The sequence below is a fragment of the Aurantimonas marianensis genome (assembly GCF_024195285.1).
Lineage (GTDB): Bacteria > Pseudomonadota > Alphaproteobacteria > Rhizobiales > Rhizobiaceae > Aurantimonas > Aurantimonas marianensis.
Genome location: NZ_JALHBS010000036.1, coordinates 1 through 13,339 on the forward strand (window position 1 = coordinate 1; position 13,339 = coordinate 13,339).

General features: G+C 64.2%; 15 protein-coding genes. 3 read left to right on the forward strand and 12 right to left on the reverse strand.

The genetic code is table 11. From position 1 onward, the window contains the following. Positions 1-1,315, reverse strand: a 1,315-nt coding sequence (locus tag MJ956_RS06985) for a homocysteine S-methyltransferase family protein (RefSeq protein WP_253963763.1), incomplete at its 3' end; no start/stop codon positions are given. A gap of 161 nt (positions 1,316-1,476) precedes the next feature. Between MJ956_RS06985 and MJ956_RS06990 the strand changes: the two genes are divergently transcribed. Next, positions 1,477-2,145, forward strand: coding sequence for a Uma2 family endonuclease (locus tag MJ956_RS06990; protein ID WP_253963764.1), 669 nt, complete (start codon positions 1,477-1,479; stop codon positions 2,143-2,145). Between the two features lie 73 nt (positions 2,146-2,218). On the opposite strand, the gene MJ956_RS06995 is transcribed toward MJ956_RS06990, so the two are convergent. The 8 genes from MJ956_RS06995 to MJ956_RS07030 all read right to left on the reverse strand — a co-directional run bounded on the left by MJ956_RS06995 (position 2,219) and on the right by MJ956_RS07030 (position 8,697). Further along, positions 2,219-2,899, reverse strand: a complete 681-nt coding sequence (locus tag MJ956_RS06995) for an HNH endonuclease (protein WP_253963765.1) — start codon at positions 2,897-2,899, stop codon at positions 2,219-2,221. Positions 2,900-3,101: 202 nt separating this feature from the next. Next, the gene (locus MJ956_RS07000; RefSeq protein WP_253963766.1) at positions 3,102-4,466 is read right to left on the reverse strand and encodes an aspartate aminotransferase family protein; all 1,365 of its coding nucleotides are present in this window, start codon (positions 4,464-4,466) and stop codon (positions 3,102-3,104) included. 473 nt (positions 4,467-4,939) lie between these two features. Further along, complete coding sequence (locus MJ956_RS07005; protein ID WP_253963767.1) at positions 4,940-5,617, reverse strand: copper chaperone PCu(A)C; 678 nt, start codon at positions 5,615-5,617, stop codon at positions 4,940-4,942. A gap of 58 nt (positions 5,618-5,675) precedes the next feature. Continuing rightward, positions 5,676-6,050: a hypothetical protein gene (locus tag MJ956_RS07010; RefSeq protein ID WP_253963768.1), complete on the reverse strand. Its 375-nt coding sequence runs from the start codon at positions 6,048-6,050 to the stop codon at positions 5,676-5,678. 93 nt (positions 6,051-6,143) lie between these two features. Continuing rightward, a complete protein-coding gene (locus tag MJ956_RS07015) occupies positions 6,144-6,629 on the reverse strand; it encodes a DoxX family protein (RefSeq protein ID WP_423724812.1) in 486 nt (161 codons plus the stop codon). Next, the gene (locus MJ956_RS07020; protein WP_253963769.1) at positions 6,622-7,422 is read right to left on the reverse strand and encodes an HvfC/BufC N-terminal domain-containing protein; all 801 of its coding nucleotides are present in this window, start codon (positions 7,420-7,422) and stop codon (positions 6,622-6,624) included. The genes MJ956_RS07015 and MJ956_RS07020 overlap by 8 nt, the downstream gene beginning before the upstream one ends. Next, the gene (bufB, locus tag MJ956_RS07025) at positions 7,419-8,330 is read right to left on the reverse strand and encodes an MNIO family bufferin maturase (protein WP_253963770.1); all 912 of its coding nucleotides are present in this window, start codon (positions 8,328-8,330) and stop codon (positions 7,419-7,421) included. Before bufB ends, MJ956_RS07020 begins: the two co-directional genes overlap by 4 nt. Before the next feature lie 73 nt (positions 8,331-8,403). After that, positions 8,404-8,697, reverse strand: coding sequence for a BufA1 family periplasmic bufferin-type metallophore (locus tag MJ956_RS07030; protein WP_253963771.1), 294 nt, complete (start codon positions 8,695-8,697; stop codon positions 8,404-8,406). A 293-nt stretch (positions 8,698-8,990) separates the two neighbouring features. On the opposite strand from MJ956_RS07030, the gene MJ956_RS07035 reads away from it, so the two are divergent. Together MJ956_RS07035 and MJ956_RS07040 are read left to right on the forward strand one after the other, a co-directional pair. Beyond that, on the forward strand, positions 8,991-9,542 hold the full coding sequence (locus tag MJ956_RS07035) for a sigma-70 family RNA polymerase sigma factor (protein WP_253963772.1): 552 nt from the start codon (positions 8,991-8,993) through the stop codon (positions 9,540-9,542). Between the two features lie 2 nt (positions 9,543-9,544). Then, positions 9,545-10,183, forward strand: coding sequence for an NrsF family protein (locus tag MJ956_RS07040; protein WP_253963773.1), 639 nt, complete (start codon positions 9,545-9,547; stop codon positions 10,181-10,183). A 67-nt stretch (positions 10,184-10,250) separates the two neighbouring features. On the opposite strand, the gene MJ956_RS07045 is transcribed toward MJ956_RS07040, so the two are convergent. The 3 genes from MJ956_RS07045 to soxC are packed head-to-tail and all read right to left on the reverse strand — an operon-like array spanning position 10,251 to position 13,338. Beyond that, positions 10,251-10,832, reverse strand: a complete 582-nt coding sequence (locus tag MJ956_RS07045; protein WP_253963774.1) for a DsrE family protein — start codon at positions 10,830-10,832, stop codon at positions 10,251-10,253. Positions 10,833-10,892: 60 nt separating this feature from the next. Then, positions 10,893-12,062: a c-type cytochrome gene (locus MJ956_RS07050; RefSeq protein ID WP_253963775.1), complete on the reverse strand. Its 1,170-nt coding sequence runs from the start codon at positions 12,060-12,062 to the stop codon at positions 10,893-10,895. Then, positions 12,046-13,338, reverse strand: coding sequence for a sulfite dehydrogenase (soxC, locus tag MJ956_RS07055; protein ID WP_253963776.1), 1,293 nt, complete (start codon positions 13,336-13,338; stop codon positions 12,046-12,048). Before soxC ends, MJ956_RS07050 begins: the two co-directional genes overlap by 17 nt. Position 13,339: the final 1 nt, after the last annotated feature.

The window sequence follows — 13,339 nt, forward strand, 5'->3', positions numbered from 1 at the left end:
CGGCGGCGACGAGGTTGAGGAACTCGATCATCGCCTGCTTGGAGTCGATCAGGCCCTCGTCCATGTTGACGTCGATGATCTGGGCGCCGTTCGCCACTTGGTCGCGGGCGACGTCGAGCGCCGCGGCGTAATCGCCGGCGGTGATCAGCTTGCGGAATTTCGCCGAGCCCGTAACGTTGGTGCGCTCGCCGACATTGACGAAGGGAATCTCGGGCGTCAGCGTGAACGGCTCCAGCCCGGACAGGCGCATCAGCGGCTTGGTCTTTGGCACTTGGCGCGGCTGATAGCCGGCCACCGCCTCCGCCAGCGCCTTGATATGATCCGGCGTCGAGCCGCAGCAGCCGCCGACGACGTTGACCAGCCCCTCCTCGGCAAAGACGGCGACCTCCTTGGCCATCGCCTCCGGGCTTTGGTCGTACTCGCCGAACTCGTTCGGCAGACCGGCATTCGGATAGGCGCAGACGAAGGTGTCGGCGACGCCGGAAATTTCGGCCAGATGGTCGCGCATCGCCGCCGCGCCGAGGGCGCAGTTGAGCCCGATGGTGAAGGGCTTGGCGTGGCGCAGCGAATGCCAGAAGGCGGTCGGCGTCTGACCCGACAGCGTGCGGCCCGACAGATCCGTGATCGTGCCGGAGATCATCAGCGGCAGGCGGACGCCCTTCTCCGCGAAGATTTCCTCGCAGGCAAAGACCGCCGCCTTGGCGTTCAGCGTGTCGAAAATCGTCTCGATGAGGATCAGATCGGCGCCACCGTCGATCAGCCCGCGCAGCTGCTCGCCATAGGCGATACGTAGATCGTCAAAGGAAACAGCCCGATAGCCCGGGTTGTTCACATCCGGTGACATCGAGGCCGTGCGGTTGGTCGGCCCGAGAGCGCCGGCGACGAAGCGGCGCTTGCCGTCGGCCTGTTCGGCGCGGATGGCGGCGCGGCGGGCGAGCCGCGCGCCGTCGCGGTTCAGCTCATAGACCTCCGCCTCCATCTGATAATCGGCCTGGGCGATGGAGGTCGAGGAGAAGGTGTTGGTTTCCAGAATGTCAGCGCCGGCGATGGCGTAGGAATAATGGATCTCCTCGATCGCCTTGGGCTGCGACAGGTTGAGCAGGTCATTATTACCCTGCAAATGACATTCGCAGGAGCCGAAGCGGTGGCCGCGAAAATCATCCTCACCGAGGCCGAGCAGCTGGATTTCGGTGCCCATCGCACCGTCGAGCACGAGAATGCGTTCGCCCGCCGCCTTGCGCAGCGCGTCCGCTGCTTCCGCCGGCGACCGGCCCTCGGTCAGCGGTCCGAAGAGTTGGTCGAATGTGTCTGTCATGGCGTCATCGATCCCGGTTTCTTGACCGCAGATCACATAAAGATATGCTTATGTCAACAAACGACCGTCGGGCGCGGTTGACGCGGAGGGACGTTACGCCCTTGAAACCGTCGTCTTTTCCGAGGATTGTCAGACTATCGACCATCGCGATAGGTCGCGCCATGTCCAAACTCGTCACGCCCCCGATCGAAGACGACGCCGTGCCGCTCAATACGACGCGCGCCGCCGAAGGTCTGCCGCGCCGCCGGTTTACCGTGGCCGAAATCGAAGCCTTCGTCGAGACCGGCGTCATTCCTGAGGAAGAACGGTTCGAACTGATAGGCGGAGAGATCGTACCCATTTCGCCCAAGGGCATGACGCACGAGCGGATCAAGATGTGGCTGATGGAGGAGTTGGTCCGCAACCTCCCGCGCCAGTTCGCGACCAATCCCGAAACGACCTTCCGACTATCGGAGGACACGTTTTTGGAGCCCGATTTCGTCGTATTCGATCGCGCCTCGGGGCTCGAACGGCTCGACGGCGGCACATGCCTCCTGGCGATCGAGATCGGGCTGTCGAGCCTCGGCTATGATCGCGGCGCAAGGCCGAAATCTACGCATCGTTCGGCGTCAAGGAGCTCTGGGTCATCGACGGGCGTCGGCTTGAGACCCGCGTCTTCCGGACCCCCGAAGGCAATGGATATGCATCGACCCGCGACGTTGCCACGGACGAGACGCTGGAGCCGCTCGCCGTCCCCGGCTTCGCGCTGCGGCTCGGCGAGTTCAGGTGGTTCGAGGGGTGATGGCGGGCAAGCGGGAAGGGATGAAGAAGTGCAGGGTTCTGTTCTTTAAAATCGAGAGTTGGAGAAGGGTGGAGAGCACGAGATCAAGGCTATGACCTTCAGGTTGTGGGTATTCACGGAGGTTAAATCCGTCCCGCCGCTTCGAACTGGCGGAAGTGTGGAGCAAAATCACATAGCGCTGGACCACCTTCCGGCAGAGTGACCTTTACCGTGGCAAGTGTGCCATAGCTGTCGCTGCATTCCTGAGCAAACCTGACTATGCCGGACTCCGGATCAATCGACATGAGGTAGGCATCGAAGAGGCGGTGGAGGTCGGCGCGAAGGATCAGCCCATTGCACAGATTATCCTTCCCTTGCGAAGCCACACCGGAAATATGAGCGGCGTCTATCGCTTCCAGCGCGTTGCACCCGCTAACGAGACATCTGGCACCGAAGAGTTCCAGCAGAGCCACTCGGAATTTGGCTTGCCCCTCCCTAGTCCATCGCTCAATGCTCTCGCGCTGCCGTTGCTGCCGTTCAAGGCGTTTAATTTCATCGTTGAACTCGATGTGCAGAATTTCGAACCGCGCCCGCAGAGCATTGGCGGCACGCAGCGAATGGGGTCCATCCCAATCAACACCGGCGCGTATATAGGCCAAGCGTAGAACGGCCTTGAGTGGCAAGACTTTGTTCCCATAACGGACGAAATAGGATCTTGGTGTGCCCGCACCTGAGGCTTGCCTGAGCGCCTCCTTATCCATGTCAGCAGCTTCGGCTAAAGCTTCGGCAAATTGATCATTTGTAATTGCAAGTGGTTCCACCATTTCCCTCCCTAACCTGTTGAGGCACCGACAGCAGCGCAGCAAGGTATATCGTTGAATTGGTGTAAATGTTGCTGGCCATTGCCGCACCGATCCACTGCGCTAGCGTCAGCCAGTATTATTTTCATGCCCACGATCGCACCGTGCATTATGATCGAAGCATTGGCAAGCGCGCTTCCATCAGGCGCGTCTACCCTGCCCTGCCTCACATCCCCTTCGCCAACTCGTCCAATGACCGCCGCGTCGTCTCGACGATCGTATCGATGTGCGCCGCCTCGATGATCAGCGGCGGGCAGAAGGCCAGCGCGTCGCCGATGGCCCGCGCGATGACGCCGTTCTTCTGCAGGATGGCGAAGGCTTGCGCCGCCATCGCGCCGGGCGGCTGCATCGCGACCTTCGCTGCCTTGTCGGTGACGAGTTCGATCGCGCCGATCAGCCCGACGCCCCGAGCCTCGCCGACCAGCGGATGATCCTCGAGCGACTTAAGGCCCGCCTGAAGGTAATTCCCCATCTCGCGGGCGTTGCCGACAAGATCGCGCTCCTCGATGATCTTGAGGTTTTCCAAAGCCACCGCAGCCGCCACCGGATGGCCCGACGCCGTAAAGCCGGTACCGAGCGTGCCGATCTCGGCCGACCGGTCGGCGATCGGCTCATAGACCTTTTCGTTGATCAGCAGCGCCGAGATCGGCAGGTAGGACGAGGACAGCGCCTTCGACAGCGTCATGATGTCCGGCTCGATCCCGTAGGTCTGCGATCCGAACATCTCCCCCGTGCGCCCGAACCCGCAGATCACCTCGTCGGCGACCAAAAGGATGTCGTGCTTCTTGAGCACGACCTGGATCTTCTCCCAGTACGTCGCCGGCGGTACCACGACGCCGCCCGCGCCCATCACCGGCTCGCCGATGAAGGCGGCAATGGTCTCCGGCCCCTCCGTCTGGATCATCGCCTCAAGGTCCTCGGCGCAGCGTGTGGCGAACTCCTCTTCGCTCTCGCCGACGCGTCCCTCGCGCCAGTAATGCGGGCACGTCGTGTGCAGCACGCCCTCGATCGGGAGGTCGAAATCGCGGTGGTTGTTAACGAGGCCGGTCAGGCTGGCGGAGGCCAGCGTGACGCCGTGATAGCCGCGCATCCGGCTGACGAACTTCTTCTTCCGCGGCTGGCCGAGCGCGTTGGCGCGATAGCGCACCAGCTTCATCATGGTGTCGTTGGCTTCGGAGCCGGAATTGGTGAAATAGGCCTTCGACATCGGTACCGGCGCCATCGCGACCAGCTTCTCGGCGAGTTCGATCGCCGGCCCATGCGATTTGTGCGTAAAGGTATGGTAGTAGGGCAGCTTGCCCATCTGCTTCGCCGCGGCGTCGACCAAGCGCTGTTCGCCGAAGCCGACGGCGACGCTCCACAGCCCGGCCATCGCCTCGATATAGCGGTTGCCGTCGGTGTCGGTGACGAACACCCCCTCGCCCTTGTCGATCACCACCGGGCCGTTCGCTTCGTGCTTGCGGGCATTGGTGTAGCTGTGCAGGTGGAACGCGATGTCGCGGCCCTCGATCGAGTTCGGCTGGACGGTCATGGGGAATCACTCCGGTTGAACGACGGTTCGTCGATGCCGGCTCTCGATCCGGCATGGGAACGCTCGTTCGCTGTGGTGCGCCGCCGCAAGGCCTTTGGTCAACCGACCATACGAAAATTCTGGGGCCACCGGTCGCAAGTCGGGATATCGGTGACCGAGCGAATGGTCAGCCTTGCGCAAGCTACGAGGGCTACCCATTTAGGGATGGTGCAACGCGTCCCTGACACTCAGGTCGATGCGCCTAAGGTCTTCAGCTTCCCGTCCGACCACGGATGTACTGGCGAGTCGGGAAGCGAGGGCCGCACAATCTCGCAAGAGACGCCAAGCCGCCGGGAGAAATCCAGGCGGCTTTTTGCTTGTCGCGCCTTGAGGCTCGGATGATGCTCCGCGCATGGCAGTATCACGCACTGCCGGGAGCCCCTGTGCCCCCGGCAGTGCTGATGTCACGATCGAAGCCCGGCAGTCCCGAGCCGCTACTTCTGTTCGGCTTGCGTCGCGTCGGGGCGCAGCACCGGCAAGGTGACCTCGACCGCACCAGCGCGCTCGAAGGTGAGGTTCACCGAGATACTCGCGCCTTTCTCGAACGGCTCGGCGACATCGAAGAACATCAGGTGATTTCCTCCCGGCCGCAGCGAAACCGCCTCTCCCGGGGGGATCGTCACACCGTCCTTCAGAGCGCGCATACGCATCACCTCGCCCTCCATCGCCATTTCGTGGAGTTCGACCCGCCCCGCCGCGGGTGACGACACCGAGACGAGCCGATCGACCTCCGTACCCGAATTGACGATCGTCAGATAGCCGCCGGCGACCTTGGCGCCGGGCAGCATCGCGCGGGTAAAGCCGCCAGACAGAAGCAGATCGCCGACGGCCACCTGCCTGGCGGGCGATGCGGGCTCGGCGGTCCCGGCACCCGCTTGCATCGCGCCATGGTCCATGTCGCCGTTCATGCCATCCGTCATGGCCTCGCCGGAGCCATGCGAATCCGCGACACGCAGTGCTCCCTGCCGCTCCGGTTTGGGTGCGAAAACCGCCTTGGCGGCGGTACCGTCCGTGGCCAGCGCATCCGCAGGCGTAGCGTCGGCATGGGCGTTGGACAAAGGAATGCAGGCAACGAGCGCCGCCGCGAACACGCGGCCGATAGGGATATTCATGATAGTCTCCTGAAATCAGGTGAGCGCGAGTCAACGCGCGACAAAGTGCGGATCGGCTTCAGGAGATGGTGGGAGGACTTTGTCCGGCGCGCGCGAACAGTGCCAGCGGCCTGCGATCCGTCGCGACGGGGGAGCCCGGCAGATCGACGGAGGCGGTGTCACGGAAAACGGGATGCGCCGCGAGCGGGATCCGGGCGTCGCCGGCGATTCCGGCGTGGCAGCAGGCGGCCGCGAGGCACGGACAGTCGACCATGCCGGCAGCGCCACTGGAGGAATGTCCGGCCGTCCCCTGTTCCGTACAGATGATCGCCCCGGATCCAGCGCCTTGCGCCGCCATGACGCCCTGCGCCATACCGCCGACGAGCAGCTGGATCAGCAGGACCAACAGCCCGAGCGCGGCAAAACCGCTCCGCTCTCGGCGCAGCGCCCTCATGCGACCATACTGGCTGACGGGATGGACATGCTGCCTGCTAACATGCTCGGGCGACGGCCGTCATCCGCAAAGTGCGAAGAGACCAAAGCAGGTTCAGGCCGTCGGAGTCGGCCTGAACCGGCTTGCATCGGAGCGTGTCGCCAGTAATGCGTCGACGGCGAGTCGTCCGCCGCCGAAGACGACAAGCGCCAGAGACATCGCCGCCCAGGGCAGATGAAAATTCGCCCAGCCATCCGGGATCGTCAACTGGATGACCGCGGTCATCACCAGCAGCCCGAGTGCAGCAAAACGGGTGCCGAGACCCAGCACCAGCAGAATCGGCAGGACGATCTCGGCGAGACCGGAAAGATGGGCACTGACGATCGGCAAAGGAAAATCGTAGACGCGACCGAGGATGTGCAGCTTGAACTCCTCGTTGAACAGGTAGCGGGCGCCCCCGGACAGCTGCAAGAACCCGTCCCATTTCGTCAGGCCGGATCGGAAGAACGGCACCGCCAGCGCGAGGCGCAGCGCCAGAAGCGGCAGCGACGGCGGAACGGCGGCGAGGCCCTCCTCGACGCGGCGCAACATCTCAGACATGGGGTTTCCTCCTTTCCCTGACAGTCACGACGGCGCCAAGATGGATGAGCGCCACGAGCGCCCGGCCGAAATCGAAGGCGGGGTCGGCCTCGATCGCGGCTTCAGCCGCTTGCGTGAAGGGTCGCCCCGACAACAGGGCGGCGACAAAACTTGCGTCCGCTGGTGGCGGCACGGTGAGGCCTATCTCGGCCTTTGGGCGCGTGATCAGGACGTCCTCGCCGGTCCATTCGCAGATTGGCTTCGCCGGCTCGATCTGGTGGTTCGACCAGATCGTCCCGACGGGAAAGGCTGACCGGACGAAACGCGCGGCCGGATGCGCGTCGATGACCATGTCGCCGAGCCGTTCGGGATCGAGCGCAGACAGCGCCGCCATGTCGAGCACCGGCGCTTCGGCGGCGTGATACGCTTCGGATACGGCGACCTCGATCCGCGCCACGTCGCCGAGATAGGGAACGGTGTCCGCCGGCGCGAACGCGGCGACGAATGCCGGAAATTCCGTTCCGTATCTCAGCAAAACCGGCGAGCGCGGCTTCACAGCCTGAACGAATTCCCGCGCCATGCCCCGGAAGAACTCGTCGCCGACGAGTTGCCTGGTGACCGGGAAGCGCTTGCCGAGCGCCTCGACCAGCGAGACATGCACATTGTTGCGATAGATGGCGAAACGGCTGGCATCGGGCGCGCCCCGCCGCGTCGTCAGGCCTTTTGGCACGAGTGGCGCCTGCCTAGTGGTCAACGCGGCGACGAAGTCCGCCGCAGCCAGCGACGGCGCCTCAGGCGCGGTCCGGCCGCTCATGCCGCCGACCGCGAAAGCGCTCGGCAGCGACGCTGACGCTCCAGCGCCATCGCCGTCTCGACCCGGTCAGCCTCGTCGAGCAGCCGTTTGAAAGCTGGCACGTCATTATCCCATTCGACCAGTGTCGCGACCGGTCCGGTCCGCTTCAGCGTATGACGGTAAAGGTCGAAGACATCCGGCAGGACCGGCGATCCATGGGCGTCGATCAGCACGCGCTCGCCGGCTTCGTCGACGGTCTCCTCATAGCCCGCGAGATGAATCTCGCCCACCCGGTCGACGGGAAACCGGTCGATATAGGCGACCGGATCGAGACCGTGATTGACCGCCGAAACCATGACGTTGTTGACGTCGAGCAGCAGCCCGCAACCGGTGCGGTCGGACACGGCAGCGAGAAAGTCGATCTCGTCGATCGTCGATTGCTCGAAGAGGAGATAGGTCGACGGGTTTTCGAGTAACATCCTTAGCCCGAGCGTCTGCTGGGTTTCGTCGACATGCGCCGACACCCGGTCAAGCGTGGTTTCCGTGTAGGGAAGCGGCAAAAGGTCGTTCAGATAGGCGCTCTCATGGGTCGACCATGCCAGATGCTCGGAAAAGCTCTCCGGCCGATAGCGATCGATCAGGCGCCGCAGCCGCGCGAGATGTGCGCGGTCGAGCGGATCCTCTCCGCCGATCGACAGGCCAACGCCGTGCAGCGACAAGGGATAGCGCGCGCGGATCGCTTCAAGATAGCGGTGCGGCGGGCCGCCCTCGCCCATGTAGTTTTCGGCATGCACTTCGAAGAAGCCGACAGCTGGCGCGGTATCCAGAATGTCGCGATAGTGCTCCGGCTTCAGGCCGAGACCGGTCGCCGCCGGCAGCCCCGCGCCATTCGAATGTCTGCTCACCTCACCGTCGCGTTCGACGACCATCCCAGCCTCCCTGCGGAACGACGCTTCGTGGGAAGGTCCGGCACCGTGCCCGACCTTCCCACGATGGAACGGCTTAGGCCGGAAGATCGCGCGTGAGCGGCTCGGTGGAGCCTTTGCGGTTGCCGGGCAGTTCCATCGTCTCGCAGGTACCCGCCGGGACGGCTTTCCAGGCGTTGCCCTGATAGTCGAGCGAGGCGGTGCCGGCACAGGTCGTGCCAGCTCCCGCCTTGCAGTCGTTCTGGCCGGCCAACGCCACGCCGTAGCACTTGACGGTTTCCTTGTCCTGCGCTCCGGCGGGGAGCGCCGTGGTGGTGAGCGCGGCGGCCAGAGAGCCGGCCAGTGCGAGATTGAATGAGCGACGGTCCATGGAGTCCTCCTTCGAGACCTTTGAGCGAACGAGGCGATCATTCGAGCGCCGCGCCTCCACCGAGACGCGCGAGCGACGCTCTACCATTTTGATTGAGCATCGGATTAATCCAAAAACCGGTGTCCGCTTTCTGGTCCGATGCTCTCGCCTCGCCTCCCGCTTTTCGCGCCCGTGTCGTCGAATGTTACGTGTCCTGGGCTGTCACCATGATGTGAACAGGCTTGAGAGCGGGCGGACGAAAACTTTGCAATGCTGCGAAACGTCATCACCGTCGCACGCGAAGGACCAACATGATGCCAGTCCCGCCAGCCGATTTTGGACGACTGGACACGCTCTTGATCTCCGCGAACGCGGGGGATGAAGATGCGTATCGTCAATTTCTCCACGAGGCCGCGAATATCCTGCGAGGATTCGCCAGACGGCGGGCGCCGGCGGGTGCCAGCGGTTACGATCCGGAGGACCTCGTGCAGGAGATCTTGATGGCCGTTCATGTCAAGCGCCACACCTGGCGAGAAGGCGAACCGGTCGCGCCGTGGCTGTTCGCGATCGCCCGCTACAAGGCGATCGACGCATATCGGCGACATGGCCGCAGGGTAAATCTCGACATCGCCGACTTCACCGACAAGCTTGCGGATCCGGCGAACGCCCCCACCGCGAACAGGCTTGACGTCACCAAGGCTTTGCGGCTGCTCGGCGGCCGCCAAAGAGTGGTCGTCTCCGCCCTGTCGCTGGAGGGCCGCTCGGTCGGCGAAACAGCGAAACGGCTGGGGGTGACCGAGGGCGCGGTTCGGGTGGCATTCCATCGCGGCCTGGCATCGATCGCCGCGAAGTTTAGACAGGCCTGATCATGGATACGCAAACGCTTATCGAAACGCTTGTCTCCGACCGGGAAGGCGAAGCGCGCGACCAAGGCCCGTCATGGTTGTTGATCGCGATCCTGGCGGCCGTCACGACCGGGATTTCATTCTTCGCCTTCATCGGATTGCGGCCGGACATCGGCTATGCCGTCGAAACCACCCGCTTCGTCGCAAAGGTCGTCGTCAGTGGCACCGTGGCCATAACGGCCTTTCTTGCCATGCGCGCCCTGGCGCGTCCGGGCGCCGCGAAAAGGCGGGCGCTCGACTGGCTGGTTCTGCCGGCGGGTCTTCTCGTGTTCGCCGTGGCGGCGGAATTATATGTCATTCCACCGAATCTCTGGGCGGCCAACCTGATCGGCACCAATTATGTGATGTGCGTGATCGCGATCGTTTCCCTCGGAGCGCCGCTGCTGATCATGTTCCTCTGGGCGCTGCGCCGCCAGGCACCGACGCGCCCGGCTCTGGCCGGCGGGATGGCGGGGCTCGCCGCTGCGGCGATGGCCGCCTTCTTCTATGCCGCCCAGTGCCCCAACGACTCGCCGTTGTTCGTGGCGGTCTGGTACTCTCTCGCTTCGTTGATCCTCGTTGCGGCTGGCGGTGTCGCGGGCCATCGCGTTCTTCGGTGGTGAAGAACCGGACGGGTTTGACAGCGCCGCGGCCCGTCCGGCTCCGGCCGCGCCCCTGTCCCAGGTCCGCCTACGGCTTGACGATCGTATAGCCTGCCTGGTCGAGGCGCATGAGTTCCGCGACCCCGGCCTCCACCACATCCGCGTATTCGACAATCTCTGGCCGTGCGCCTTCCGCCCGCTCCAGCGAGTCGAGCGTGTTGCCGCAGGCGGCGAAGCTGACATTGGGCATGCTCTGGTCGAAGGCCTTCAGACGATCCATGACCGGGGACAGTTCAGGACGCAGCATCGGCATGCCATCTCCGAAAACGACGATACGAATATCGACCTCGTCCGCCTGGGCCGTATAGAAGCGAGAGACATTCGCGGCGATGTCGAGCGCCGACCGCATCACGGCCTCGTCGTCGACGGACACCTGCAGCGCTAGTCTCTGCGTCACGAAACCGGAATCGTCCTGCGTTTGCTGCGCCGCTGCGCCGCTCGCCCCTCCAGCGGCCAGGACAGGCAGCAGGGCGAACCAGATAGCGATTGTGACGAACTTCGCGACGGACGTCGCCTTAGCGGAGCAGAGCGAGCGACAACGGCGCATAAAAATATCCTCCGGCTGATCGGTTTCAGCCGAAGGATATCTCGCGGCGGCAATGCGCGCCACTCAACTTACAAGGACAACGGCCATATCACGGCATTCAACCGCGCGGCCCCCGGGTAGCGATCAGTCGACGTTGCCGCCGGCTGGCCCCTCGCCCTCCCCGTCGGCCGAGTCGGGCGTAACGTCGAGGACCTGGGCCCGCATCGTCACTTCCGCCGGCTCCGGCTTGCAGTCGGTAACGCAAGGATCGCTCGCCTGATAGTGCGCTTCCGCCTCGCGAGTGTCGGGGATGAACCCATCCACATTCGGCATTTCGATCGTGGTAAAATTCTCGTTCGACAGCTCGAATTCCTCGTCCGTCACGATGTCGTTGAGGTAGAGCACGTAGGCGGTCAGCGCATAGACCTCGTCGTCGCTGAGCGAACGCGCGTTGCCGAACGGCATCGCCCGGCGGACATAGTCATAGACGGTGGAAAGATATGGCCAGTAGGATCCGACAGTCTTTTCCGGCCGTTGCCGGGTCAGCGTATCGAAGCCACCAGCCAGAACCGGCCAGCGGCCGCGGCCCTCGCCGAAGTCGCCGTGGCATGAGGCGCATTGTTCCGCGAAGATCGGCTCGCCCTCGGCGACCGTGCCGCGACCGACGGGCAGGCCCTTTCCATCGGGCCTGATGTCGATATCCCAAGCTGCGACCTCCGCTTCGGTCGCCGGCCGGCCGAGGCTGAGCGGTCCGCCGGACGGCGCGGCGTGGGCAGGGGCCGCCACCGCGGCACCATCCGCTTCGCCCTGGGGGGTCTCCTGCGATGCGGCTTGCTCGGGCGCGGACGTCTCGGCCTCTGCCTCTGCCTCCCCTTCTGCGACCGCTTCACCGCTCCCGGCTTCCCCGGCTGCCGCCGCGGTCTCGCTTGAGAACGTCGCGAGATAGGCGATCACGTTGTCGCGGTCGTCTTCCTTCTTGAGGCCGGCGAAACCCATCTTGGTGCCGCTCGCAAAGCCCTTCGGATCCGCGAGGAATTCCGACAGGGTCGCTTCATCCCAGACGACGCCGTTTTCTCCGGCCGTCGTCAAGGCCGCGGAATACTTGTAATCGGAAAGACCGCCGGCAGCCCGCCCGAAAAGCTCGTTCAGGTGCGGACCGATCTTGTTCGCCGCGCCCTCCCCGACCGCATGACAGGCGCGGCACTTGTTGAAGACCTTCTTGCCGGCGTCGGCATCCCCGGTCGCCAGAGCCGGGGCCGTCAATGTGCCGACGATCGCACCGGCCAGGAGCAGGCCCTTAGGAAACTTCGACATTTTCGAGCGCTCCGTCTTTTTGCAGCCACCAGGTCTGGATGCCGTTATTGTGATAGATCGAGTTTTCACCGCGCGCGGCGCGCAGTTCGTCCTTGGTCGGCTGTACGAAGCCCTTCTCGTCGATCGCCCGCGACTGCAGGAAAAGTTCCGATCCGTCCCAGTCGAAATCGAGATAGAACCGATGCACGGCCATCGGCAGGCTTGGCCCGTCGATCCGCGCCTCGATCCAGTTGCGGCCACCGTCGAGCGATACGTCGACCCGCTTGATCCGACCATTGCCCGACCAGGCAAGACCGGTCGCCACCGTACGGCCCCGGCCATGCGTGATCGGCGCCTGCGGGCTGGGGTTGGTGATCACCGACTTCACGTCCATCGCCCAGGTAAAGCGTCGCGCTTCGCCATTGGCGAGAAGATCGGTGTATTTCGACGTTTCCTCGCGCTGCTGCCAGGGCTGGTCGCCGACTTCCAGCCGACGCAGCCACTTGACCCACATATTGCCTTCCCAGCCGGGGACCACGAGACGAACCGGATAGCCCTGCTCGGGACGCAACGCCTCGCCGTTCATCTTCCAGGCGACGAGACAGTCGTCGAGCGCTTTTTCCATCGGGATCGAGCGGGTCATCGCCGAAGCATCCGCGCCTTCCGCGAGCAGCCACTTGCCGGCGCTCTTGAGGCCCGCCTCTTCCAGGAGGTAGCGGAGCGGCGTTCCCGTATACATGACGCAATGCACCATGCCGTGGGTGAACTGGCAGCCATTCAGCTGCGAGCCGCGCCATTCCATGCCGGTATTGGCGGCGCATTCGAGGAAGTAGATCCGGTTTTCACGCGGAAAACGCTTCAGATCGTCCATCGTGAAGACCAGCGGGCGATCGACCAGCCCGTTGATCATCAACCGGTGCTCTTGGGGCGCGATCTCGGCAATGCCGGCATGATGACGCTCGAAGCAGAGGCCATTCGGCGTGATGATCCCGTCGAGCTCATGCAGCGGCGTGAAATTCACCGAACTCGTCGCGTCCGCCGTCAGCCACGGGACGTCGCGCCGCACGACCTCGGATTCGTACGGCGAAGGCAGGCCGTAAGGCCGCGCGTCGACGCCATCGCCGAGATACCGGTTCCAGTCCTGCACCTCGGTAATCGCGGGGTCGCCACCCTCCGCGGCAGAGGCACGGCGGCCGCCGATTCCAGCCAGCGCCGCGGCGCCGCCGAGCGCCAGGCTGCGCTTTAGAAAGCTCCGACGGGAGGCCCCGTCTCCCGCCCTTTCGGGACCGTCGATCATG

What these genes read in the sequence shown, in the direction of transcription:
- MJ956_RS07010 (WP_253963768.1), bottom strand. Translation starts at nt 6,050, where the DNA reads ATGAGGGCGCTGCGCCGAGAGCGGAGCGGTTTTGCCGCGCTCGGGCTG.
- MJ956_RS07035 (WP_253963772.1), top strand. Translation starts at nt 8,991, where the DNA reads ATGCCAGTCCCGCCAGCCGATTTTGGACGACTGGACACGCTCTTGATC.
- MJ956_RS06995 (WP_253963765.1), bottom strand. Translation starts at nt 2,899, where the DNA reads ATGGTGGAACCACTTGCAATTACAAATGATCAATTTGCCGAAGCTTTA.
- soxC (WP_253963776.1), bottom strand. Translation starts at nt 13,338, where the DNA reads ATGATCGACGGTCCCGAAAGGGCGGGAGACGGGGCCTCCCGTCGGAGC.
- bufB (WP_253963770.1), bottom strand. Translation starts at nt 8,330, where the DNA reads ATGGTCGTCGAACGCGACGGTGAGGTGAGCAGACATTCGAATGGCGCG.
- MJ956_RS07040 (WP_253963773.1), top strand. Translation starts at nt 9,545, where the DNA reads ATGGATACGCAAACGCTTATCGAAACGCTTGTCTCCGACCGGGAAGGC.
- MJ956_RS07005 (WP_253963767.1), bottom strand. Translation starts at nt 5,617, where the DNA reads ATGAATATCCCTATCGGCCGCGTGTTCGCGGCGGCGCTCGTTGCCTGC.
- MJ956_RS06990 (WP_253963764.1), top strand. Translation starts at nt 1,477, where the DNA reads ATGTCCAAACTCGTCACGCCCCCGATCGAAGACGACGCCGTGCCGCTC.
- MJ956_RS07015 (WP_423724812.1), bottom strand. Translation starts at nt 6,629, where the DNA reads ATGTCTGAGATGTTGCGCCGCGTCGAGGAGGGCCTCGCCGCCGTTCCG.
- MJ956_RS07030 (WP_253963771.1), bottom strand. Translation starts at nt 8,697, where the DNA reads ATGGACCGTCGCTCATTCAATCTCGCACTGGCCGGCTCTCTGGCCGCC.
- MJ956_RS07050 (WP_253963775.1), bottom strand. Translation starts at nt 12,062, where the DNA reads ATGTCGAAGTTTCCTAAGGGCCTGCTCCTGGCCGGTGCGATCGTCGGC.
- MJ956_RS07000 (WP_253963766.1), bottom strand. Translation starts at nt 4,466, where the DNA reads ATGACCGTCCAGCCGAACTCGATCGAGGGCCGCGACATCGCGTTCCAC.
- MJ956_RS07020 (WP_253963769.1), bottom strand. Translation starts at nt 7,422, where the DNA reads ATGAGCGGCCGGACCGCGCCTGAGGCGCCGTCGCTGGCTGCGGCGGAC.